The sequence below is a fragment of the Kribbella sp. NPDC104218 genome (assembly GCF_055584105.1).
The window spans coordinates 309,021-332,994 of the sequence record NZ_JBVJMQ010000004.1 but is presented as its reverse complement, the minus strand read 5'-3'; the positions used below and the strand labels follow the sequence as shown (position 1 = coordinate 332,994).

Genomic DNA, 23,974 nt, shown 5'->3' with positions numbered 1-23,974 from the left:
CTCTGCAGCAGGCGGATCGAGGACGGCAGTCACGGTGACATCGGCCCGGCCGGGCGCGGAAGCATTACAAGATTCCTTGCAGTCTCACTTCCAGATTTCGTGAAATCGTTGCCCGGCCGCGTGGGCGATCGCTTCACTCGGGGCGATTCCGTCCCCATTCAGGAGGTAGATCCATGCGTCGTCGACGACGGCACGTGTTCCGGACCGCCGTGGCGGGGATGGTGGCGTTCAGCCTGCTCGCCAGTACGCCGGGGCTGTCCGCCGCCACGCCACCACCCGAGAGCCGAGCCACGAAGGACCCCAAGGCAGGCTGGAAAGCCCGCAAGGACCAGCCGATCCCCGTCCAGGACATCGCGGCGAAGCCCGGCGTACCGGACCGGGACGGCGAGCTGGCCGTCACCAGCGTGCCGGCGCCGGTCTGGCCGCAGGCTGGGAAGGCCGAGGTCGCCGTCCCCAAGCCTGACGGCAGGGAACAGTTCCGCAAGCAGCTGAGCGGCCGGGAGCAGTTCCGCGGCGCACGCGCCGGCGTCCTGCCAGTACTGATCGGCCCAGCCGCGACCGTCACTGCCAAGTCTGCCGCTGCCCCGGCCAAGGTCGCCGTGGAGCTGGACGGTCGGATCGGCAACGAAGTCCGGCTGCGGGTGCGTCGTACGGACGGCGTTCGCAGTAGCGGCCCGGTGTCGCTGCAGCTCGACTACAGCGGCTTCAAGCAGGCCTTCGGCGGCGACTGGAGCACGCGGCTCCAGCTGGTGAAACTGCCGGACTGTACGGACGCCGCCTGTCGCGCGATCCCGCTGCCGACGCGTAACGACGGCAGGGGCCAGGTCGCGGCCGACGTACCGGTGGGTGCGGAGTTCTCGACGTTCGCCCTGCGGGCCGCGGCGTCCGGTCCGGCCGGCGATGCCACGGCGACCTCACTGAGCCCGACCGCGACCTGGCAGGTCGGCGGCTCCTCGGGCGACTTCGCCTGGTCCTACCCGATGCAGGTCCCGCCGAGTCTCGGCGGCCCGAAGGCCGACCTGTCGCTCAGCTACTCCTCGGGCAGCGTCGACGGCCGGACGACGGCCGGTAACAGCCAGTCCTCCTGGGCGGGCGCCGGCTTCGAATTCGCTCCGGGCGGCACGATCGAGCGTAAGTACGCGCCCTGCGGCGGCAAGTCCGAGCAGACCGGGAACAACGGCAAGACACCGGTCGGCGACTACTGCTGGGCCACCGACAACGCGACGTTCTCGCTGAACGGCGGTGGCGGCGAGCTGATCCTCGACGACGACTCGAAGAAGTGGAAGTCGCGCACCGACGACGGGATGACCGTCGAGCGCAAGACCGGCGCCGCGAACGGCGACAACGACGGCGAATACTGGGTGCTGACCGACAAGGCCGGCACCAAGTTCTACTTCGGCCAGAACAAGTTGCCTGGCGCAACCTCTGCCGCGCAGGACACCAACTCGGCCTTCACGATGCCGGTCTTCGGCAACCACGCCGGCGAGCCGTGCCACGGCGCCACGTTCGCGACGTCGTACTGCGACCAGGCGTACCGCTGGAACCTCGACTACGTGGTCGATGCCTTCGGCAACACGATGAGCCTGTTCTACGACCGCGAGGAGAACCGGTACGCCCGCGCGGGCACCGCGACGACGGTCAGTAAGTACACGCGGGCCGGCAACATCAAGCGGATCGAGTACGGCCAGCGCGACGGCAAGGTCTTCGACGACGCCGCCAAGGTCGCGGCCGTCACCTTCGACACCGCCGAGCGCTGCGTCAAGTCGTCCGGTTGCGTCGCGGCGGACTACCCCGACACGCCGCTCGACCTCGAGTGCACGAGCGACACGAACTGCAACAACAAGTTCTACCCGTCGTTCTGGACCAAGAAGCGGCTCGCCAAGATCACCAGCCACGTCTGGCGCGGTTCGGCCTTCGCCCCGGTCAGCTCGTGGACCCTGCGGCACACCTACCTGAACCCGAACGACGAGGGCCGCTCACCGATGCTGTGGCTCGAAGGCATCACGAACGCCGGCCTGGTCGCCGGCCAGACCACGTTGCCCGAGACAACCTTCGGCGCCGAGCTGAAACCGAACCGCATCCTCGGCCCGGACTCGATCGGCCAGCCCGCGCTGAACTGGCCGCGGATGAAGACGATCACCTACGGCACCGGCGGCCAGATCGTCGTCGGTTACCTCGGCGCCGACTGCAGCCTGCCCGGCAACGTGCCGGCTCCCGACCAGAACACCAAACGCTGCCACCCGATCAAGTGGACCCCGCAGAACCAGGCCGAACGCGAGGACTGGTTCCACAAGTACGTCGTCGGCTCGGTCACGGAGGTCGACCTCGTCGGCGGCACCACCGGCTCCGTCACCAAGGTCGAGTACCTGACCCCGCCCGCCTGGCGCTACGACGACGAGGACGGCCTGGTCGAGATCGGCAAGAAGACCTGGTCCCAGTGGCGCGGCTACGAGAAGGTCAAGGTCATCACCGGCGACGGCGTCGACGGCCCGCAACAGGTCAAGGTCAACACCTACTTCCGCGGTATGGACGGCGACAAACTCGCCGCCGGCGGCACCAAACAGGTGACCATCACCGACTCCACCGGCGCCAAGACCCCCGACACCAACGCCTTGTCGGGAAAGCTCCGCGAACAGGCGACCTACGACGGCGCCACCCTCGTCGACCGCGCCGTCACCGACCACTGGGTCTCCAAAGCCCGAGCCACCCGCGAACGCCCCTGGGCCACCACCACCGCCCACCAAGTCGAAGAACAAGCCGTCCGCCAGGACGAAGCCGTCGGCGCCGGCTGGCGCAAAAGCGCCTCCTCCAACACCTTCGACCCCACCACCGGCCTCCTCACCGCCAAAACCGACGAACGCGACAAGTCCACCCCCACCGACGACACCTGCACCCGCTACGAATACTTCGCCAACCCCTCCCGAGGCCTCACCGGCCTCCCCACCCGCCAGCAAACCGTCGCCGCCAGCTGCAACCAGCCCTGGACGAAGGCCGACGTCCTCACCGACCAGAAAATCACCTACGACCCAACAACCGGCGCCAGACTGACCACCCAGCGACTGAGCGGCTTCGATGCGGCCGGCCAGGAGATCTACCAGACGGTCAGCACGGCGAAGTACGACGTGTTCGGCCGGACCGAGCGCACAGCTGACGCCAAGAACAACGCGACCAGCACGGAGTACACGCCGAAGTCGGGCGGGCCGCTCACCGAGACGAAGGTCATCCAGCCGAACGGCCAGACCAGCACGACGAAGGTCGACCCGGCCTGGGGCGAAGAGACCGAGGTCGTTGACCCGGCCGGCCGCAAGTCGACCACCAAGCGTGACGGACTCGGCCGTGTCATCGAGAGCTGGCTCGCCGGCAACTCCGGCGGCGTCCCGAACCAGAAGACGGAGTACGCCGACGGTCAGGACAAGTCCGGTCTGGTGACCATCAGCTCGCTCGGTGCGGGCGGCGAGGTCGAGGTCAAGCGGGAGTTCAGCGACGGTCTGATGCGCCGGCGCCAGACGCAGGTCGAGTCGGCTGACGGTTTCGGCCGCGTGGTCACCGACTACATCTACGATTCCCAGGGCCGCGAGGTGAAGCAGAACGGCCCGTACTACAACGACGCTCCACTCGGCTTCGAGATCGTCAAACCTGCCGACGAGCGGAATCTCCCGGCGCAGAAGGTGACGACGTACGACGCGCTCGGCCGGCCGGCGGCCGAATCGCTGCGGTCGGAGAGCAACCAGCTGTGGAAGCGTACGCACGACCACGCGACCGGCGTCCAGACGACCGAGCCGCCGAACGGCGAGCAGGCAACGACCCGGATCACCGATCTCGAGGGCCGGCTCGTCGAGCTGCGCAAGTTCCACGGCAGCACAGCGACCGGGGACTACGACGCGACGACGTACGCCTATCACCCGAACGGACAGCTGGCTGTCCTGACCGACGCCGCAGGTAACACCTGGCGCTACGACTACGACCAGCGTGGCCGCAAGGTCAGGGACGACGACCCGGACAAGGGCGTGACGACGTACACCTACAACGACCTGGACCAGCTGGAGACCTCGAAGGACGCTCGCGGCGTCGTCCAGTCCTTCAGCTATGACGCGCTCGGCCGGCGGACGGCGCAACACACCGACGGCAAACTGCTCAACGAATGGAAGTACGACGACCTCAAGGCCGGCTCGCTGACCAGCACGACCCGGTACGTGAGCGGCAACCCGTACACGACCCGGTTCACCGGCTACGACGAGGCTGGTCGGCCGAGCGGGCAGCAGGTGGTGATTCCAGCGAGTGAAGGAAAGCTGGCGGGCACCTACACCGTCAGTCAGACCTACGCACCGGGCGGTCAGCTGACATCGGCAAAGTTGCCTGGTGTCGGCGGTCTGCCCGAGGAGACGCTGAACTACGGCTACGAGGGCAACCGGCCGACCAGTCTGATCGGGACCGATCGCTACGTCACGGAGGTCGACTACACGCCGTACGGCGAGACCAGCCGGATCAAGATGGAGCGTGGTGACAACTGGGCCGAGCAGCATTATGACTACGAGCTGGGCACGCACCAGTTGAAGAGCGCTGTCTTCATGACACCGAACGGGCTCGAGTCGAACGTTGCGTACTCGTACGACCAGGCCGGCAACATCACCAAGGTGACGGACTCGCCGACCACCATCAGTGCCGTCGACACCCAATGCTTCGGCTACGACCACTACCGGCGGCTGACCAACGCGTGGACTCCGGGCGGCGGCGACTGTACCGCTGCTCCGACCAAGGCCGGGCTGGGCGGGCCGGCGCCGTACTGGCACAGCTGGACGTTCGACGTCACCGGTAACCGGAAGTCCGAGAAGCGGGTCACTCCGACGGCTGAAACGACCAGCACGTACGAGTATCCGGCCGCGGGTGGGCCGAGACCGCATGCGGTCCAGAAGGTCAGCAGTGGGGCAAAGGTCGACTCCTATGCCTACGACGAGGCAGGCAACCTCAAGAGCCGGACTCGCAATGGAACTCCGGAAACTCTGTCCTGGACCGGAGACGGCCATCTGGACACCGTCGCCGGAGGCGGCAAGTCGTCGACCAACGTGTACGACGCCGACGGCAATCGCCTGCTCCGCAAGGACGCCAAGGGGACCACGCTGTTCCTCGGTGACACCGAGCTGACGCTGAGCGCCGACGGATCACTGCTCGGCACCCGGTACTACTCACTCGGCGACCAGAAGGTCGCGATCCGAGTGGGTTCGGCCAAGCTCACCTGGGTGAGCAGCGATCACCACGGCACGATGAGCATCCAGGTGGACGCCGACAGCCTCGCGGTCCAGCGTCGCCGGACGACGCCGTACGGGGAGAACCGGGGAGCCGCCCCGACCACCTGGCCGGGCCAGCGCGGCTTCGTCGGGGGTGTGGACGACGCGCAGAGCGCGCTGGTGCACCTCGGCGCCCGTGCGTACGACCCAGGTCTCGGCAGATTCATTTCGGTGGATCCCGTCATCGACCACGAGGATCCGCAGCAGATGAACGCGTATGCCTACGCGAACAACAGTCCGGTCAGCTTCAGCGACCCGGACGGCCAGCGGTACGTGGTCGAGACCGTCACCATGCTGCGAACCGTCGTCAAGGTCAACTACAAGCGGATCATCGAGGAGAAGCGCGTCCTCGAACGCACCCGGGTGTTCGTCCGCGTGCTCACCTTCGCGTCGCAGGTCCTGCGGCAACTCGGCTTCCATGCGGTAGCTGCCGTGCTCGGGTACTGGGCCTGGCGGGAGACCTGGAAGATCGTCAAGATCCAGCGGACCATCCGGGAGCTGGTCAAGGTCCAGGAACGGGTCACGAAGCTTCTCAGACGCTGGGTCGACGAGCCCGAGGCCAAACAGCTCGACCAGATGATGAAGAACGTCAACAACCTGCTCCGTGCGGCCGCCCTTCAAGCCGCCGCGGCGGCGAGCCAGTGGGCCGCCGTCCACCAGCGAGTCAATCGCGCCGAGCGTGGTGGCGGGGGCGCGTCACCGGCCGGAGCCAACCCGGCGCCGCCGGTCGACGTCCCGCTGAAACCGGTCAGCCCGCAGACCCAGCAGTACATCAAGTCGGGTGTGAAGCTCACGGTGGGAGGACTCGCGGCCGGAGCCTGCGGCGCGCTCAGCTTCGGCTTTCTCGCAGCCGTCTGTGGCGCGGCCGCCGGAGAAGCCGCCGACTCCTGGGCGGGCGAGGTGACCAAGTGGTGGGCCGAAGGCGGCGGCAAGACCTGGCGGCAGCGGGTTGCCAACGGGAACGCCGACCCGAAGAAGTGCCACTACGCGATGGGTTCGGGGAACTGCTGAGCTGAAACGGCCGGGCCGCGGGGTTCGTCCCGCGGCCCGGCTGGGTCAGGTGAGGAGGTTGAGGAGGGCTTCGGCTCGGGGGGTTCGGTGGACTTGGACTGATTGGCCGGTGCGGGTTCGGGTGATGAGGCCGGCGGCGGTGAGGTGGGTGCAGTGGTAGGTGGTTTGGCTGGGGGTGAGGGAGGTTTGGCGGGCGAGGGCGCCCATGGTGGTGGGGGTTTCGAGGGTGCGGAGGAGGGTGGCGCGGACGGGGCCGAGGAGGAGAGTGAGGACGTCGGTGGTGGTGGGGGTCGGGGTGGTGGGGGTGAAGCCGGGGACGGGGTAGCCGAGCCAGGCTTTGGCGGGGTCGTCGAGGTTGAAGATGGAGGCTCGGGTGCCGGCGACCAGGGGGACGAGGTGGAGGGGGCGATCGGCCAGGTCGGACTGGTACGGGAGGGAGTCGGGGAGGTGGAGGACGCCGTCGGCGTAGGTGGTGCGGCGGGCGAGGGTGCTGAGGATGACGTCGAGGGTGCCGGTGACTGCGGCTCGGCCGATGCGTTCGGTCTCGCGTTCGCGCAGTGGGGTGCTGGCGGCCCAGATGGGGCGGTAGATGCGCCAGGCGGCGGTCAGGACGGCGGTGTAGCTGGCCAGCCAGCGGGTGGGGTTGCGGAGCGCGGCGTTCCAGGAGGCCGGCGGGCTGTCGGGGAGGATCTGCTCGATGCTGTCGATCAGCTCCTGCGGGCTCAGGTCGGCGATCTGCTCCAGCTGCTGGTCGACGGGGGCCGCGCTCATCGGGGTCAAGCAGTCCGGCAGCAGACCGTGTTCGAACTGGGCTGCCACCGCGGCGACCGCCGTACCGGGCAGCTCGCGGCGCAGCGCCGTCGTCCAGGCTCGTGGCACTCCTTGGCGTGGTCCGCCGACGGCGTCCACCAGGATAGCGGTCAGGCTCGTGATCGCCGGAGACAGCACCCGCACCTGGACGGCGTCCAGATCGCCCAGCACGAGCCGAGTCCGCCCGGCGGGCAGAGCACGTACTGCCGGCCCCCATGCCGGGTTCTCTCGTAGTTGCGCCAGCTCTCCCATGTGAGGTCCCTCCCGGGCTGCCCAGCCGCGACGTCCCGTCGCAGCGGCCCCCGGCGGGAGCCGGCCTCAGTACAGCCGCGGCCGCTCGCAGTCCGGTCGCACTCCGCTCTCAGTCCGCGAAGTCGGCGGGCGTGTAGGGGCGTTGTTCGACGAGGACGAGCCAGTTGCCGGAGTTGTCGCGGAGGACGGCTTCGATGCCGTAGGGGCGTTCGGAGGGCTCTTGGAGGTACTCGACGCCGTTGGCGACCAGGTCGGCGAAGGTCTTGCGGCAGTCGTCGGTGGCCAGGCCGACGCCGTGCATCATGCCTTTGGCGAGGATCCGGCGGACGGCGTCCGCGGACTCGGCGTCCATCGGCGGGCCGGGGAGCATCAGGGCGAGCTCGAGTTCGGGGTGGTCGGCCTGGTGGACGGTGACCCAGCGGAAGTCCGCGCTGAGGGTGATGTCGGTCTTCAGGACGAAGCCGAGTTTCTCGGTGTAGAACGCCTTGGCCGCGTCGATGTCGTTCACGTAGACGGTGACCAGATGGACGTTGGTGATCACGGTGTCTCCTCGTTGTCGGTGAGATCTCGACCGTAGGCGTGTGGGCCGCGCGGTTGCTTCTCCGGAATTGCGGAGTCCAGCCCGAGCATGAAGACGAAGCACCCGGGGATTCGGGCGCCCTGCTGGGTGCGCTGGTACGCCGTCGGCGTCGTCCCGACCAGCTCGGTGAAGCGGCGCGAGAACGTGCCCAGGCTGCTGTAGCCGACCAGCCCGCACACCTCGGTCACTGTCAGGTTCGTCGCCCGGAGCAGGTCGGTGGCGCGCTCGATCCGGCGCCGGGTCACGTACTGCATCGGCGTCTCGCCGTACTCGGCCGCGAAGCAGCGGAGGAAGTGGTACTTCGACACCCCGGCTGCCCGGGCCAGGGCGGCCAGATCGAGCGGCTCGGCGAAGTGGCGGTCGGCCGTGTCGCGTGCGCGGCGCAGGTGCGCCAAGAGGTCCACCGGCACCATGCTGCGATGGTAGTACTGCAACCGGACGGCCGGCTGCGGACCTATAGGGGTATGACGATGACTTCGCGGCGGACGGACCATGCTCCGCCGGTGGACGGGGACGAGGACCTGTGGGACGCGCTGCGGGCGCGGGATCCGGAGGCGCTCGGGGAGTTGTTCAGCCGGTACGCGGACGCGGTGCATGCCTACGCGGTGCGGCATACCGGGTCCTACGCGTACGCCGACGACGCCGTCCAGGCGACATTCGTGACGGCGTGGCGGCAGTTCGGGCGTACTGACCCCGGACCGTTGCAGCACGGGAGTGCGAAGCCGTGGCTGCTGGCAATCGCTCGAAACGAGCTGCGGAACAGCACGCGGGCCCGACGCAGGATGACGCAGTTTCTGCTTCGCCAACCGGCTCCTGTGCACCACCCGGACCACTCCGAGGCCGTAGCGGCTCGGGTGGACTCGGAGCAGCACATCCGGGCCGTGCGGGCAGCCCTGGCGGCTCTTCCGGGCCATGAGCGCGAAACGATCGAGCTGGTCTATTGGGCCCAGCTGTCGATTGCGGACGCCGCTGTCGTCCTCGGAGTCGCCGAGGGCACTGTCAAGGCCCGGCTGTCCCGGGCGCGCCGTCGTCTGCCCGCACTGCTGGAGGAAAACCGATGAACCTCAGCACTCCCCCGCCGGTCGAGCAGCTCGACCCGGAGTACGCAGCCGACCTCAAGCACGACCTGGTCCGCAAAGCACGCCAGCAGGACCAGCCGGGATCGCACCGGCGCGCGCTGTTCACCTGGGTACCGATTGTCGCGGCCATCGCCGCAGTCGCGGTCAGCACGATCAGCGTGGTCAATCTGAGCCGTTCCGACGGCTCAGGACCGGCAGGGCCGCGCGGCGTCGTCCAGGTGCCTGCCAACGAGTCACCGGAGCAGACACTCGAGAGGGGCATTGCGACTCCGCCTGAGATCGATGGAGCGGCGTGGGAATGCCTCACCCCACAGAAGAACGCCTACGGCTACCCGAACCACCTGGGTAACCCGGAGCAGGCGAAGACCATTCGCAGCGCGCACTGGATCACTATCCCGGGCAGTACGCCGCGGCTGGCGCTCACGTTCGTCACCAAGAAGGACAACGTCTGGTACCAGTGCCTGGACGGCGAATTCCTGCGCGACGGAACCGTGGCCGACGGCCGCCACTGGACCGACGACCCGGTCCACGGCACCTGGGCCTGGTCGACGGTAGATGGAGCAGCGCGGGCGTCGTTCTCGTTCCGCACCGACCCGCGAGTCGACCGGGTCCAGCTCCGGATCCGCGGCACCGAGAAGGCGTCGCCCTGGTTCTGGGTGCAGGTCGAGGACATGTCGGGGTACGTCGCAGGCGAACTACCCGGTGCCGTGGCCGAACACCGCCGGTCCGAGGTCGACGTCCGCGCCCTGAACAAAGACGGCAAGCAGATCTGGGCCAAGACCTTCGGGTGAACGCAACGCGCCGGCCGGACCCTCAAGGGGCCCGGCCGGCGCGGGGTGGTCTCGGTTGGCGGAGGGGTCAGCCGCGGCCGCCCTGCGTGCTCACCCGGTCTTCCTGCTGCACCAGCGCGTCGAACTCGGAACGGGTCAGCTCGCTGGTGTCACCGGCCAGCGGAGCCGTCCGGCTGCAGTTGACGGCCGGGGCCGGCTGGCCGGTCAGGTACGCGATCGCCACCCGGAACGTCTCGCAGCGGCGTCCGTCCTCGGCTCCGGCCGGGTAGCCGATCGCTGCGTTGACCCGGCCCATCTTGAGGGCGTCGGCGTACGGGTTGATGTTGCGGGCGACCGTCCAGTACCAGCGGGCGATCTGCGCGCTGTAACGGATGTCCCGCGCCAGCTCGGGGTTGGCGATCAGATCGACGCCGAGCCACTGGCCCGCTGGGCGGTAGTTGAAGTCGCCGGTGAGCTGGATGTAGCCGCGGCCGCCGTACGGGCGGGTGTCGCCGATCTCGCGGATGTCGTACTCGAGGCGCGACTCGTGGACGAGCGTGGCCAGGAAGGCGGCCTTGCGGTACGGCGTGTTGATCTGCGCTTGGCGCATCGCCTGGTTCAGCCCCGGCAGCCCGGCCCTCACCGTGTCCGGCTTGGCGATCCGGCTGCGGAACATCGCGTCGATATCGGCGTAGGTGATGTCAACCCAGGGCGGCTCGGGCTCGGTCGCGCACTCGGCGACGCCGGGCAGTTTGTCCTCGGGAATCGAGACGAACACGACCGAGACATAGCCGCCGAGCGCGGGCACGTGGGCCCACCACTCGCTGGTGCCCTCACTGGTCGTCACCCGGCTGCCCCGCTTCTGGCAGTCGACGTCGATCTGGGTCGGGCCGGGCAGCGTGCGGACGACCGCGGCCGTGAGGTAGGCGTCGGCGCGGACGTTCACCCCCGTGCCGTACGTCGAGAACACGGCCGCCTGTGCGGGGGTCGCGGCGACCAGGCCGGCGGCGATCACGCCCAGTCCGGCGAGTAATGCGGTACTGAGACGGCGAAGGATCATCAGGAACTCCAGGGCGGGAGGGACGGAAATCCGTGAAAATTTTCCTATAGACCACTTTCCATGGTCACTTTCCACCGATCTCCGTCCCGCGGCAACCCTTTCGACCCTGATGAATCAGCCCTTCGACCCAGATCGATCAGCCGACCGTGCCCGGCGCCTTGGTCAGCGCCTCGAACTCGGCGCGGCTGAGCCCGCTGGTGTCGCCGGACATCTTGGCCGGGCGCGTGCACTTCACGCCGCTCGGCACCGAGCCGCTCAGGTAACGCAGCGCGTTCTTGAACGAGTCGCAGCGCCGGGTGTCCTCGCTACCGGCCGGGTAGCCGATCGCGGCGTTGACCCGGCCCATGTCCAGGGCATCGGCGTACGGGTTGATGTTGCGCGCGACCGTCCAGTACCAGCGGGCGATCGGGGCGCTCCACTGCAGCGAGCGGGCCAGCTCCGGGTTGCCGAGCAGATCGATGCCGAAGTACCGGCCGGCCGGTCCGTAGTTGAAGTCGCCGGTGAGCTGGATGTACCCGCGGCCGCCGTACAGCCGGGTGTCGCCGATCTCGCGGATGTTGTACTCCAGGCGCGACTCGTGCACGAGCGTGGCCAGGAAGGCGGCCTTCCGCCGGGCCGTGTTGATCTGGGCGTCGCGCATCGCCTGGTTCAGCGACGGCAGCCCGGTCTCGACGAGCGACGGGTTCGCGATCCGGCTGCCGAACATCGCCTTGACGTCGGCCAGCGTCACATCACCGGTCTGCGGCGGATCCTGCGGGCAGTCCGGTACGCCGGGCAGCTTCGCACCGGGCGTGTCGAGATACGCGACGGTCGCATAGCCGTTGTGCGCGGGCAGATGCGCCCACCAGGTCGTCGTCCGCGATCCGACGGTGACCGAGTCACCGGACTTCTGGCAGTCGACCTCGACCGACGTCGGCCCGGCCAGCACCTTGACGACCGAAGCCGACAGATAGGCGTCGGAGCGGATGTTGAGGTTGTTCGCGGTGGTCCGGAAGGGCGCCGCGTACGCCGGGGCCGTCACGGCGACGCTGACGGCCGCGACCGCGAGCGCGGACACGAGAATGCGTTTGAGCATGAGCACTCCTGGGGCGGGAGGAGATGAGGACCTTCACCGTCCCACCGCCGCCAGGGAGTTGCTCAAGTACGCAACAGCGTCAGGCCTTCTTCTCCACGGCCTTGAAGTCGACGCCGGCTTCCTTGCGCTGGGCCGGGGTGATCGGCGCCGGGGCCGCGGTCAGCGGGTCGAACCCGCCGCCGGACTTCGGGAACGCGATCACGTCGCGGATCGACTCCGTGCCGGCCAGCAGCGCGGTGATCCGGTCCCAGCCGAAGGCGATCCCGCCGTGCGGCGGCGCGCCGAACTTGAACGCGTCGAGCAGGAAGCCGAACTTCTCGGTCGCCTCCTCGTCGGTCAGGCCCATCACCTTGAAGACCCGCTTCTGCACGTCCTCGCGGTGGATACGGATCGACCCGCCGCCGATCTCGTTGCCGTTGCAGACGATGTCGTAGGCGTAGGCCAGCGCCGAGCCCGGGTCGGTGTCGAAGGTGTCGACCGAGTCCGGCTTCGGGGAGGTGAAGGCGTGGTGGACGGCGGTCCACGCGCCCGAGCCGACCGCGACGTCACCGGCGGCGGTCGCCTCGTCGGCCGGCTCGAACAGCGGCGCGTCGACGACCCACAGGAACGACCAGGCCGACTCGTCGATCAGGCCGCCGCGACGGCCGATCTCCAGCCGGGCCGCGCCGAGCAGCGCCCGCGACGACTTGACCGGGCCGGCGGCGAAGAAGACGCAGTCGCCCGGCTTCGCGCCGATGTGGTCGGCCAGCCCGGCGCGCTCCTGCTCGGACAGGTTCTTGGCGACCGGTCCGCCCAGCTCGCCGTCCTGGCCGACGAGCACGTAGGCCAGACCCTTCGCGCCGCGCTGCTTGGCCCACTCCTGCCAGGCGTCCAGCTGCTTCCGCGGCTGGTCCGCGCCGCCGGGCATCACGACGGCGCCGACGTACGGCGCCTGGAAGACCCGGAACGGGGTGTCCTTGAAGTAGTCGGTGCACTCGACGAGCTCGAGGCCCATCCGCAGGTCGGGCTTGTCGGAGCCGAACCGGGCCATCGCCTCGGCGTACGTCATCCGCGGGATCGGCGTCTGGATCTCGTACCCGACGAGCTTCCACAGCGACGCCAGGACCTCTTCGGCCAGCGCGATGACGTCGTCCTGGTCGACGAAGCTCATCTCGATGTCGAGCTGGGTGAACTCCGGCTGCCGGTCGGCGCGGAAGTCCTCGTCGCGGTAGCAGCGCGCGATCTGGTAGTACCGCTCCATCCCGGCCACCATCAGCAGCTGCTTGAACAGCTGCGGCGACTGCGGCAGCGCGTACCAGGAGCCGGGCTGCAGCCGCGCCGGGACCAGGAAGTCACGCGCGCCTTCCGGCGTGGACTTGGTCAGCGTCGGCGTCTCGATCTCGACGAAGTCGTGGTTCGCGAGGACGTCGCGGGCCGCCTTGTTCACCTGGCTGCGCAGCCGCAGCGCCGAACCCGGGCCCTGGCGGCGCAGGTCCAGGTAGCGGTACTTGAGCCGGACCTCCTCGTTCACCGGCGTCGCGTGGTGCTCCTCGACCGGGAACGGCAGCGGGTCGGCCGAGTTCAGCACCTCGACCTCGGTCGCGATGATCTCGATCTCGCCGGTCGGCAGGTTCGGGTTGGTGTTGCCGTCCGGACGCGCGTTCACCTCGCCGACGATCTTCAGGCAGAACTCGGCGCGCAGCGGGTGCGCGACCTCCTCGTCGCGGATGACGACCTGGACCGTGCCGCTCGCATCGCGCAGGTCGATGAACGCCACGCCGCCGTGGTCGCGCCGCCGCGCCACCCAGCCGGCCAGCGTCACGGTCTGCCCGGCGTGCTCGGCACGCAACGAGCCTGCGGAATGGGTACGGATCACGAGTTCTCCTGGAGGGTTTCGATACCGGGTCGTACGTCGGCGGCCGGGGGTTCCCAGGTCGCCGGGTCGGCGGGCGTCTGCTCGCCGCTGCGGATGTCCTTGATCTCGGGGCCGTTCTCGGTGCTGAACAGCACGAACGGGATCCCCCGCCGGTCCGCGAACTTGATCTGCTTACCGAACTTCGCTGCCGCCGGCGCCACCTCGACCGGGATCCCCCGGCTCCGCAGCTGCGCGGCCGTCCGCATCGCCTCGGCCCGGTCCTCCTCGGCGTTCAAGGCGACCAGGACGGCGGACGGCGTACTGCGGCTGCCCTTCAGCAGCCCCTGCGACACCAGCCGGTGCACCAGCCGGGAGACGCCGATCGAGATACCGACACCGGGGTACGTCGTCTTGCCGTCGGAGGCGAGCGCGTCGTACCGGCCGCCACCGCCGACCGAGCCGAACGACTCCTGGCCGACCAGGTAGATCTCGTAGACGGCGCCGGTGTAGTAGTCGAGCCCGCGGGCGATCCGCAGGTCGGCCAGCAACAGACCGGGCGCGTGCTCGGCCGCGGCCGCCATCACCTGGCTGAGCTGCTCGAGCCCCTCGTCCAGCGTCGGGTGCTCGACACCGAGCGCGCGGACCTGCTCGACGAACGACGTGTCGGCGCTGGAGATGTCGGCCAGCTGGACCGCGAGCCGGGCCTGCTTGTCACTCGCGCCGGACTCGACCAGCCGCTCGACCACCTTCTCCGGGCCGATCTTGTCGATCTTGTCGACGATCCGGAGCACGGTGGTGACGTCGTCCAGACCGAGGCCGCGGTAGAAGCCCTCGGGGATCTTGCGGTTGTTGACCTTGATGACGAACTCGGGCACCGGCAGCTTGCGCAGCGCGTCCGCGATCACCAGCGGCAGCTCGACCTCGTAGTGGTTCGGCAGCTCGCCGCTGTCGACGATGTCGACGTCGGCCTGGGTGAACTCGCGGTAGCGGCCCTCCTGCGGGCGCTCGCCGCGCCAGACCTTCTGGATCTGGTAGCGGCGGAACGGGAAGGCCAGCTTGCCGCCGTGCTCCAGCACGTAGCGGGCGAACGGGACGGTCAGGTCGAAGTGCAGGCCCAGCGACGCGTCCTCGTCGGCGCCGGCGGCCAGCCGGCGGACGCCGTAGATCTCCTTGTCGGCGTCCTCGCCCTGATTGGACAGCCGCTCGACCGGCTCGACCGCGCGGGTCTCGATCGACGCGAAACCGTGCAACTCGAAGGCCTCCCGGATCGTGTCGAGGAACCGCAGCTCCACGATGCGATCGGACGGAAGGAACTCCGGGAACCCGCTGAGCGGGGTCACCTTACTCATGGCTTGGGAATCTCCAGGTCTTGCAGATAGGGGTTGGTCGCCTTCTCCCGGCCGATCGTGGTCTGGCCGCCATGACCCGGCAGGACGACGATCTCGTCGCTCATCGGCAGGATCTTGGTGGCCAACGTATGCAGCATCGCCGGATGGTCGCCGCCGGGCAGATCCGTCCGGCCGATCGACCCGGCGAACAGGACGTCCCCGGAGAAGAGCACCGCGGGCACGTCCTCCGGCCCGAGGTACGGCGTCGTGAAGGTGACCGAGCCCTTGGTGTGGCCGGGGGTGTGGTCGACGGTGAAGTGCAGCCCGGCCAGCTCGATGCGCTGGCCGTCGGTGAGCTCGGCGACGTCGTCCGGCTCGGCGAACTCGTGCTTGCCGCCGAGCAGCATCGCGGCCGACTCCCGGCTGATACCGGCCATCGGATCGGCCAGCAGATGCCGGTCGTCGGGGTGGATCCAGGCGGTCGCGTCGTACGTGCCGCAGACCGGGAGGACGGAGAACATGTGGTCGATGTGACCGTGCGTGAGCAGCACGGCGACGGGTTTCAGCTTGTTCTCGCGGACGACCTGCTCGACGCCGGCGGTCGCGTCCTGACCGGGGTCGATGACGATGCACTCCGCGCCCTGGCCGGTGGCGACGACGTAGCAGTTCGTACCCCACGAACCCGCGGGGAACCCGGCGATGAGCACGACTGACCTTCCGCAGACCTGAGCTGGACCACCCAAGGCTACCGGTGGCTCGTGGGCGACTTCGCACCGGATTGTGACGCAACAGCATTGCGTGACGGCCGAAGGTTTGTGATTGTTCTGGGATAAGCGTCGGGTTTGCGGCCCGACGCGCCCGGACGGCCCCTGTTCGCGCAGTTGGACCGGGGGCCGACCAGAATGGGCACGAGCGCAGTACATACCGCCGGAAGGGGCGAGTTGTGGCCGGAGAGAGCTGGGGCCGGGTAGCCGAGGACGGAACGGTCTTCGTACGGACGAAGGATGGCGAACGGGCGGTCGGCCAGTGGCCGGACGCGAACCCGGAGGAGGCCCTGGCCTTCTACACCCGCCGGTACGACGCCCTGGCGTTCGAGGTGGAGCTGCTGGAGCAGCGCGTCCAGGCGGGGACGGTCTCGCCGGACGACGCCCGCGCGGCGGTGAAGAAGGTGAACAGCTCGCTGGAGGACGCGCAGGCGGTCGGCGATCTCGACGGGCTGAAGACCCGTCTGGAGGCGCTCACCCCGCTGCTCGCCCAGCAGCGCGAGAAGCGCAAGGCCGAGCGGGCCGCGAAGGTCGAGGAGGCGCGCGCCGCCAAGACCAAGATCGCCACCGAGGCCGAGACGATCGCGGCCGGCACCGACTGGCGGCACGGCGTCACCCGGCTGCGCGAGCTGCTCGACGAGTGGAAGGCGCTCCCCCGGCTGGACAAGTCCTCCGACGACGAGCTGTGGCACCGGTTCTCGTCCGCGCGGACGACGTACACCCGGCACCGCAAGCAGCACTTCGCCGAGCTGTCCTCCAAGCGCGACGAGGCCGCCACCGTCAAGGAGCGCCTGGCCGCCGAGGCCGAGGGGCTGTCGGCGTCCACCGACTGGGGCCCGACGTCCGGCCGCTTCCGCGAGCTGATGCGCCAGTGGAAGGCCGCCGGCCCCGCCCCGCGTGAGGTCGACGACAAACTCTGGGCCCGCTTCCGCGCCGCCCAGGACACCTTCTTCGGCGCCCGCGACGCCGTCCAGGCCGAGGAGAACGCCGAACAGGTCGAGAACCTCAAGGCCAAGGAGGCCCTGCTGGTCGAGATCGAGGCCATCCTCCCGGTCAAGGACGCCAAGACCGCCCGCGACCAGCTCCGCGACCTGCTCGACCGCTGGGACCAGATCGGCAAGATCCCACGCGACTCGATGCGCCCCATCGACGGCCGCCTGCGCGCCGTCGAACAGGCCGTCAAGTCCGCCGAGGACGACGTCTGGGCCCGCTCCAACCCCGAAGCCCGCGCCCGCGCCGAGGCCACCGTCAAACAACTCCAGTCCCTCATCACCGACCTGGAGAAACAAGCCGCCAAACACGAGGCCCAGGGCAACACCCGCAAAGCCACCGAAGCCCGCGAAGCCATCGCCGCCCGCCGCGAATGGCTAACCCAAGCCCAAAACGCCCTCACCGACTTCAGCTGACCGAGACCACGCTGCGGCCTGCCACGGCAGGCCGCAAGATGGCCTGTGGATAACTCGACGCACGCCTCGGCGACTTCGGTCATCCTGCTGAGATGTTCAAGCACGACGACCCCCACGTCTTCGGTGGCATCCCCTTCACCGCCCGCCAAGTCCCGCGCAAACTGCGCTGGTTCCAGGACCGCGGGCTGATCCGTCAGCTAATCAAGGGCGTGTACGTCGACGTCCGCATGCCCGACACCCCACGGCTCCGCGCCGACGCACTGCAGCTCGTCGTACCGGCGGACGCCACAATCTGCGGGCGGACCGCCGCCTGGCTGCACGGCATCGAGCCGACCGCGCTAGGCCCGGAGTCGCTCCTGCAACCGCACTGGACCTTCAGTCCGCGCCCGTCGGTAGAGCTGCACGGTCTCAAGGTCACCTCCCCGGCTGCCACCGCGGTCGAGCTGGCCCAACAGCTCCCCCGGCCCTTCGCCCTCTCCACCATCGACGCGCTCCTCAACCGCCGCATCGTCTCCCGCAACGAGCTTCACGACGCCGCAGCCGCCTACTTCGCCCCCGACAGCACCTCCCAAGCCGCACAGCTCCTCCACCTGGCCGACGGCCGAGCCGACTCCCCCGGCGAGTCCTGGCTCCGCCTCCGCCTCTTCGACGCCGGCTTTCCACGCCCCGAGCTGCAAGTCCGCGTCGAGGGCCACGGCCGCACCTTCCACCTCGACCTCGGCTACCCCGATCACCCCGTCGACGGCCGCCGCCTGGGCCTCGAGTACGACTCCGACGCCTGGCACTCCACCGACCCCCAGCAACAACGCGACGAAACCCGCCGCACAGCCCTGGACGCCCTCAACTGGCACATCATCCCCGTCCGCCGCCCCGACCTCTGGGGCTCCTACCCAGCCCTAGAACTAGCCGTAGGCAGCTTCCTCTGCCAGCAGCCGCGCCTACCCCGCCGCTGGTAGACCGGCGGCGGGGTGCGGTCGGGTCAGGCGGTTCGGCGGCGGTGGATGACGAAGGCGAGGACGAGGATGCCGAGGGCTGAGGTGGTGAGGGGGAGCCAGAGGTTGGTGGTTGGGGTGGGGGTGGTGGGGGCGTAGCCGCCGGCGGTGCCGTTGGTGGCGTAGGTGCTGCCGGGTTGTTTGTCGGCGTAGCGGGTGACGACGAGGTCTTGGTAGGCCTTGGTGGTGATGGGGGCGCTGCCGACCGACTCGGTGGCGGAGGGGTTCAGGGCGCGGATCTGGTCGCCGGTGAGGGCGTACCAGGCGCCAATTTGGGGTTCGGTGAAGATGAGGGCGCCGTTGGCTTTGGCGAACATGCGGGACTCGGTGTCGCCGGTGGCTACGTTGACGGCTTGCCAGGTGCCGGTGGCGTCGGGGGCGGTGTAGACGGTGAGTTTGTCGGTGCCACGGCTGGCGGAGGTGGCGGCGTACCAGAAGGTGGCTACGGGGGCCGCGGCGTCGCGGACGAAGGCGGGGTTGAGCGCGTAGACCGGGCGGGCCTCGCGGGCGACGGTGGGTTTGGCGATCGTCTTGGCGGACTTCGACGCGGCCGTCGCCTGGCCGAGGAGGCTGAACGCGGTCGGCGAGCTCGCGGCGGTGGTTGCCTTCGACAACTCGGCGGCCGGGACGGGCTCCGGTCCGGCGGCCTGCGCGGCGGCGCCGAAGGCGAGGGTCAGGCCGAGGCCGGCGGCCAGGACGGCGGCCGAGCGGAGCAGGATGTTCTTGAGCATCTCAGGCTCCGATCCGGTAGAGCGAGTGCGTCCAGGTGAACTGCGAGTTCGATCGGTACCAGTTGTAGGTCGAGAAGTTGTAGCGCGGGTCGTCCGGCCACGGGTTGTAGTACTTGATCGTGGAGTCGGCGGAGTTGTAGCCGATGATGTCCATCATGTGCCCGCCACCGGCCGTCCAGCCGATCCGCGTCATCACCGGGCGACCGGCCGCGATCTCGGTGACGAGCGTGCTGAAACTGAGCGTCGACGAGACGTAGCTGCCGGAGCTGATCCCGATCGCGTTGAACGCGCGCTGGTCGTTGCCCAGCGTGGCCTGGTTGTTCGGGCAGGTCGCGTTCATGTTGTTGCCGAACGCAAGGTTGCAGAACTGGTTCTGCGAGTAGTTCTTGCCGTAGAAGGCGGCGATGCTGTTCCCGGTCGCGGCCCAGCACCAGTTCGACTTCTGCTGGGACTGCCCGGTGATGTTCAGGTAGTAGCTGCCGGGGGCGGCAGCGGCGACCGGCGCGAGCGGGACCAGTGCGGCCACGCCGAACACGGTTGCCAGTAGCAATGACCACGAGCGGCGGAGGCGGAGCCTGCTCATGTTCCCTCCTCGATTGGGGTGCTGGTGGCGTCCATAGTCAGGACGTGCCGCGGCCCCGGCAAGAAGTGACTCCCGCGCCGAATCGCGCTGTGAACGGCAGCAGGGCGTGAACAGCGGGTCACCGAGCGATATCGGCGCGCGCTGTGAACGTTTACACTGACGCGCATGACCGGTTCGTCGGTGCCCGCCGTCACCCCGGACTCCTCCTTCGCGACCGCGCTCCGGCAGGCGATCGCCCACCGCGGCCTGGCCCTGAACCGGATCCGCACCCACCTCGCCGATCGCGGCCTGCACGTCGGCATCGCCACCTTGAGTACCTGGCAAAGCGGACGCCGAGTCCCGCGCGACGACTCGCTCGCCGTCATCACCGCGCTCGAGGAGCTGCTCCAGGTCCCGCCCGGCTGGCTCACCGTCCGCATCCCGCCGGCCCGCACCGACCAGCTCGCGGCCCACCAGCCGTACGCCGTCGTCGACTACGCCGAAGCCCTCGGCCGGCTCCTGGACCGGCTCCGCCGGGAGGCCCACGGCCGCCTCCGCAACCTGACCGTCGTCGAGGAGATCCAGGTCGGCGCGGATCGCAGTACGCCGCGCCGCCGCGTCGTCCAGAGCGTCGTCGCCGTTCAGCCGGTCGATCGCATCATCGTCGCCCATCAGGGCGAGCCCGGCTGCGACGCCGAGCAGCTCGCCGTCACCGGCCTCAGCGGCTGCCGCAACGGCCGGATCGCCCGCTCCCCCGAAGCCGGTGCCATCCTCGCCGAGCTGCTCCTCGACCGGGTGCTCGCCGTCGGCGACACCGCCGTCGTCCACTACGAGATCGAGGACCACACGGCCCTACCGTCGACGAACTACTACCGCTTCGACGAGTGGGGCGGCACGCACTACGTCCTCGAAGTCCAGTTCGACCGGACGGCGCTCCCCGTCCGCGTCAGCTCGTACCGCCGCCCACAAGCCAAACCCGCTGCCGACCGCGACGAGCTGCTCCTCACGCCGGACGGCCGCGCGCATCTCCTCGAGTCCACCACCGAGCCGGGCCTCCTCGGCATCAATTGGGAGTGGGACTAACTGCGGAAGCCCGCGTGGACGTGATCGTGATGCGTCCGGTCCGAGAAGTAGGCCGCGCCTGACAGCACGACCGGCCCGCCGACGTTGTAGGAGCCGACCGCCTCGGAGGCCTTCATGTACGCCGAGATCAGCGTCCGCGAGGTGGACGGCGCGACGACCGCCTTGCCGTCGATCTCCCACGTGTCGAACGCGCGCCCGCGCGGGTGGTCGCTCGGACGATCGGTCCCGAACACGTTGATCGGATGGCCGGAGCGGATCACGCTGACGCCGATCCGGTAATCCTTGGCCAGCTCCAGCATCGCCGTCAGCACACTGTCGTGCACCTGCCCTGACCGCACATCGGCAATAGATGCCGGGGGCAACAGAATCTGCTCGTTCGCGAGCACTCGCCGCGCCAGCGCCGACAACTGCTTCGCCGCCGGCCCCGGCTGCGCCGGATGGGTCGCCGTCACGCGCCAGCTCCCACCCGAACGCGCGAGCCGGACGTCGACCGTCGTACCGCCCGTCACCACCCGGCCGCCGCTGATCGAGTACACCCGGCACGGCACCAGCACACTCGCGGTCGTGCTGAGGATGCCGCCGTACTGCGCGTCGATCACCTCGACCACGTTCCCCGGCCGCTCCAGCAGCTTGCGCACCGCGGCCAGCGCCGCGCGCTTCACCTCCGGGGCGATCTCCCCCGCCCCAGGCGCCCACGGACGCACGGTCGGCAGCGCCGGAGCGGACGGCGTCCCCGGAGTCGCGCTCCCCGTCCCGGTCGACCCCAGCCCCGGGGTCGGCGTCACCGGCGGTACCGTCCCGGTCGAGGTCGGCGAACCGCTGGGGGACGGCGTCCCGGTCGTCGATGAGCCACTGCAGCCGACCAGCAGCGCAGCACCCGCGATCAGCAGCCCGCGCCGCCCGAACTCACCCGAGGAGACCATGTCTGCAGTCTCCCCGGCCGCACAAACCGCCTACTGCGTCACGCGGTAGACGTCGAACACGCCCTCCACCGATCGCACTGCCTTCAGCACGTGGCCGAGGTGGGTCGGATCACCCATCTCGAACGTGAAGCGGGACTTGGCGATCCGGTCGCGGGTCGTGGTCAGCGCCGCGGACAGGATGTTCACGTGGTAGTCGGACAGCACGCGGGTGATGTCCGAGAGCAGACGGGCCCGGTCCAGCGCCTCGACCTGGATCGCGACCAGGAACAGCGACTGCGCCGTCGGGGCCCACTCGACCTCGACGATCCGCTCGGGCTGGGTCGACAGGTTCTCCACGTTGGCGCAGTCGGCGCGGTGCACCGAGACGCCCGCGCCGCGGGTGATCCAGCCGATGATCTCGTCACCGGGCACCGGCGTACAGCACCGGGCCAGCTTCGAGAGGACGTCGGTCGCGCCCTTGACGATGACGCCGGCGTCGCCGCGCGCCGTCCGCTTACGGCGCTCACGCGTCGCCGGCAGCCGCAGGCCCTCGGCCAGATCCTCGGCCGCACCCTCTTCACCGCCGTACGTCTCGATCAGCCGCCGGACGACGGCCTGCGCGCTGACATGCGATTCGCCGACGGCGGCGTACAGACCGGTGACGTCGGGGTAGCGCAGCGAGTTGGCGACCGCGGTGAGCGTCTCGTGCGACAGCAGGCGCTGCAGCGGCAGGCCCTCCTTGCGCAGCTGCTTGGCGATCGCGTCCTTACCGTGCTCGATCGCCTCGTCGCGGCGCTCCTTGGAGAACCAGTGCTTGATCTTGTTCCGCGCGCGCGGGCTCTTGACGAAGGCGAGCCAGTCCCGCGAGGGGCCGGCGCCTTGGGCCTTCGAGGTGAAGACCTCGACCACGTCGCCGTTCTCCAGGGTGCTCTCCAGGGGCACCAGGCGGCCGTTGACGCGGGCCCCGATACAGCGGTGGCCGACCTCGGTGTGCACGGCGTACGCGAAGTCCACCGGGGAGGAGCCGGCCGGCAGCGACATCACGTCACCGCGCGGGGTGAAGACGTAGACCTCGGAGTTGTTGATCTCGAAGCGCAGCGAGTCGAGGAACTCCGACGGGTCCGACGTCTCGCGCTGCCAGTCGACCAGCTGCCGCACCCAGGGCATCTCGTTCGGCGTGCTGACGTCGGTGACCGGGACCTCGGGGGCCGGTGCGTTCGGGTCTTCCTTGTACTTCCAGTGCGCGGCGATCCCGTACTCGGCGCGGCGGTGCATCGAGAAGGACCGGATCTGCAGCTCGACCGGCTTGCCCTGCGGGCCGATCACGGTCGTGTGCAGCGACTGGTACATGTTGAACTTCGGCATCGCGATGTAGTCCTTGAACCGGCCGGGGACCGGGTTCCACCGCGCGTGCAGGATGCCGAGCGCGGCGTAACAGTCGCGGACCGACTCGACCAGGACCCGGATGCCGACCAGGTCGTAGATGTCGCCGAACTCGCGGCCGCGGACGATCATCTTCTGGTAGATCGAGTAGTAGTGCTTCGGGCGGCCGGTGACGGTCGCCTTCACCTTGGCGGCGCGCAGATCCTCGTGCACCTGGTCGATGACCGAGGCCAGGTACTCGTCCCGCGAGGGCGCGCGCTCGGCGACCAGCCGGACGATCTCGTCGTACACCTTCGGGTGCAGGGTCGAGAACGACAGGTCCTCGAGCTCCCACTTGATCGTGTTCATACCGAGCCGGTGCGCCAGCGGGGCGTAGATCTCCAGCGTCTCGCGGGCGATCCGCTCCTGCTTCTCCTGACGCAGGAAGCCCAGCGTCCGCATGTTGTGCAGCCGGTCGGACAGTTTGATGACGAGGACGCGGATGTCCTTGGCCATCGCGACGACCATCTTGCGGATCGTCTCGGCCTGCGCGGACTCGCCGTACTTGACCTTGTCCAGCTTGGTGACGCCGTCGACCAGCATCGCGATCTCGGCGCCGAAGTCACGGGTCAGCTCCTCGACCGTGTACGGCGTGTCCTCGACCGTGTCGTGCAGCAGCGCGGCGCACAGCGTCGGGACCGTCATACCGAGCTCGGCGAGGATCGTGGCCACGGCCAGCGGGTGCGTGATGTAGGCGTCGCCGCTCTTGCGCAGCTGGCCGGTGTGGTACTTCTCCGCCGTCCGGTAGGCGCGCTCGATCATCGCCAGGTCGGCCTTGGGATGCGTGGCCCGGACCACCCGGAACAGCGGCTCCAGCATCGGAGCCCGGTTCGGATGCCGCGTCCCGCCGAGACGGGCCAGCCGGGCCCGCACACGAGCCGGGGCGATCCGCGGCGGCTGGGCGGCCGGCGGCGGTGACACGGGAGCCGGGCGCACCGGTGCCGGGGCGCGCGGAGGCTCCTGCGGTACTACGTTCGGTACCGCTGACGTCATCGCCGGGTCTTCGCCCACGTTGTGTCCCTCCGCCG

The 23,974-nt window shown here is 69.3% G+C and carries 18 protein-coding genes; 6 read left to right on the top strand and 12 right to left on the bottom strand.

Translation table 11 applies throughout. From position 1 onward, the window contains the following. Nucleotides 1–173 precede the first annotated feature (173 nt). A complete protein-coding gene (locus ACZ6ZD_RS32560; RefSeq protein ID WP_465677884.1) occupies nt 174–6,296 on the top strand; it encodes an RHS repeat domain-containing protein in 6,123 nt (2,040 codons plus the stop codon). A gap of 45 nt (nt 6,297–6,341) precedes the next feature. On the opposite strand, the gene ACZ6ZD_RS32555 is transcribed toward ACZ6ZD_RS32560, so the two are convergent. The 3 genes from ACZ6ZD_RS32555 to ACZ6ZD_RS32545 all read right to left on the bottom strand — a co-directional run bounded on the left by ACZ6ZD_RS32555 (nt 6,342) and on the right by ACZ6ZD_RS32545 (nt 8,351). Beyond that, a complete protein-coding gene (locus tag ACZ6ZD_RS32555) occupies nt 6,342–7,358 on the bottom strand; it encodes a hypothetical protein (RefSeq protein WP_465677882.1) in 1,017 nt (338 codons plus the stop codon). 109 nt (nt 7,359–7,467) lie between these two features. After that, the gene (locus ACZ6ZD_RS32550; protein ID WP_465677881.1) at nt 7,468–7,899 is read right to left on the bottom strand and encodes a VOC family protein; all 432 of its coding nucleotides are present in this window, start codon (nt 7,897–7,899) and stop codon (nt 7,468–7,470) included. After that, nucleotides 7,896–8,351 carry a helix-turn-helix transcriptional regulator gene (locus tag ACZ6ZD_RS32545; RefSeq protein ID WP_465677879.1) on the bottom strand — a complete coding sequence of 152 codons (456 nt, stop codon included), beginning with the start codon at nt 8,349–8,351 and terminating at the stop codon, nt 7,896–7,898. Before ACZ6ZD_RS32545 ends, ACZ6ZD_RS32550 begins: the two co-directional genes overlap by 4 nt. A 6-nt stretch (nt 8,352–8,357) precedes the next feature. Between ACZ6ZD_RS32545 and ACZ6ZD_RS32540 the strand changes: the two genes are divergently transcribed. Together ACZ6ZD_RS32540 and ACZ6ZD_RS32535 are read left to right on the top strand one after the other, a co-directional pair. Continuing rightward, nucleotides 8,358–8,999, top strand: a complete 642-nt coding sequence (locus ACZ6ZD_RS32540) for an RNA polymerase sigma factor (protein ID WP_465677877.1) — start codon at nt 8,358–8,360, stop codon at nt 8,997–8,999. Beyond that, nucleotides 8,996–9,808, top strand: a complete 813-nt coding sequence (locus ACZ6ZD_RS32535) for a hypothetical protein (RefSeq protein ID WP_465677875.1) — start codon at nt 8,996–8,998, stop codon at nt 9,806–9,808. The genes ACZ6ZD_RS32540 and ACZ6ZD_RS32535 overlap by 4 nt, the downstream gene beginning before the upstream one ends. A gap of 67 nt (nt 9,809–9,875) precedes the next feature. Here ACZ6ZD_RS32535 and ACZ6ZD_RS32530 read toward each other — a convergent pair whose 3' ends face one another. The 5 genes from ACZ6ZD_RS32530 to ACZ6ZD_RS32510 all read right to left on the bottom strand — a co-directional run bounded on the left by ACZ6ZD_RS32530 (nt 9,876) and on the right by ACZ6ZD_RS32510 (nt 15,791). Beyond that, nucleotides 9,876–10,847: a glycoside hydrolase family 19 protein gene (locus ACZ6ZD_RS32530; protein WP_465677873.1), complete on the bottom strand. Its 972-nt coding sequence runs from the start codon at nt 10,845–10,847 to the stop codon at nt 9,876–9,878. A 136-nt stretch (nt 10,848–10,983) separates the two neighbouring features. Further along, on the bottom strand, nt 10,984–11,922 hold the full coding sequence (locus ACZ6ZD_RS32525) for a glycoside hydrolase family 19 protein (protein WP_465677871.1): 939 nt from the start codon (nt 11,920–11,922) through the stop codon (nt 10,984–10,986). 79 nt (nt 11,923–12,001) lie between these two features. Continuing rightward, complete coding sequence (aspS, locus tag ACZ6ZD_RS32520; RefSeq protein WP_465677869.1) at nt 12,002–13,777, bottom strand: aspartate--tRNA ligase; 1,776 nt, start codon at nt 13,775–13,777, stop codon at nt 12,002–12,004. After that, nucleotides 13,774–15,105 (bottom strand): histidine--tRNA ligase, encoded by a 1,332-nt coding sequence (gene hisS, locus ACZ6ZD_RS32515; protein ID WP_465677867.1) that lies wholly within the window; start codon nt 15,103–15,105, stop codon nt 13,774–13,776. The genes aspS and hisS overlap by 4 nt, the downstream gene beginning before the upstream one ends. Further along, nucleotides 15,102–15,791, bottom strand: a complete 690-nt coding sequence (locus ACZ6ZD_RS32510; protein WP_465677865.1) for an MBL fold metallo-hydrolase — start codon at nt 15,789–15,791, stop codon at nt 15,102–15,104. The genes hisS and ACZ6ZD_RS32510 overlap by 4 nt, the downstream gene beginning before the upstream one ends. Nucleotides 15,792–16,027: 236 nt before the next feature. Here ACZ6ZD_RS32510 and ACZ6ZD_RS32505 point away from each other — a divergent pair, with 236 nt between their 5' ends. Continuing rightward, the gene (locus tag ACZ6ZD_RS32505; protein WP_465677863.1) at nt 16,028–17,254 is read left to right on the top strand and encodes a DUF349 domain-containing protein; all 1,227 of its coding nucleotides are present in this window, start codon (nt 16,028–16,030) and stop codon (nt 17,252–17,254) included. Nucleotides 17,255–17,346: 92 nt separating this feature from the next. Next, nucleotides 17,347–18,210 carry a hypothetical protein gene (locus ACZ6ZD_RS32500; protein ID WP_465677861.1) on the top strand — a complete coding sequence of 288 codons (864 nt, stop codon included), beginning with the start codon at nt 17,347–17,349 and terminating at the stop codon, nt 18,208–18,210. Nucleotides 18,211–18,233: 23 nt separating this feature from the next. On the opposite strand, the gene ACZ6ZD_RS32495 is transcribed toward ACZ6ZD_RS32500, so the two are convergent. Both ACZ6ZD_RS32495 and ACZ6ZD_RS32490 read right to left on the bottom strand, forming a co-directional pair. Beyond that, nucleotides 18,234–18,977, bottom strand: a complete 744-nt coding sequence (locus ACZ6ZD_RS32495) for a hypothetical protein (RefSeq protein WP_465677859.1) — start codon at nt 18,975–18,977, stop codon at nt 18,234–18,236. 1 nt (nt 18,978) lies between these two features. Next, complete coding sequence (locus tag ACZ6ZD_RS32490; RefSeq protein WP_465677857.1) at nt 18,979–19,560, bottom strand: papain-like cysteine protease family protein; 582 nt, start codon at nt 19,558–19,560, stop codon at nt 18,979–18,981. A 165-nt stretch (nt 19,561–19,725) separates the two neighbouring features. Between ACZ6ZD_RS32490 and ACZ6ZD_RS32485 the strand changes: the two genes are divergently transcribed. Next, complete coding sequence (locus tag ACZ6ZD_RS32485) at nt 19,726–20,622, top strand: hypothetical protein (RefSeq protein ID WP_465677855.1); 897 nt, start codon at nt 19,726–19,728, stop codon at nt 20,620–20,622. Here the strand turns inward: ACZ6ZD_RS32485 and ACZ6ZD_RS32480 are convergent. Further along, nucleotides 20,619–21,545 carry a hypothetical protein gene (locus ACZ6ZD_RS32480; protein WP_465677853.1) on the bottom strand — a complete coding sequence of 309 codons (927 nt, stop codon included), beginning with the start codon at nt 21,543–21,545 and terminating at the stop codon, nt 20,619–20,621. The two genes, ACZ6ZD_RS32485 and ACZ6ZD_RS32480, sit on opposite strands and share 4 nt — an antisense overlap. 30 nt (nt 21,546–21,575) lie before the next feature. Then, nucleotides 21,576–23,939: a RelA/SpoT family protein gene (locus ACZ6ZD_RS32475; RefSeq protein ID WP_238355905.1), complete on the bottom strand. Its 2,364-nt coding sequence runs from the start codon at nt 23,937–23,939 to the stop codon at nt 21,576–21,578. Nucleotides 23,940–23,974: the final 35 nt, after the last annotated feature.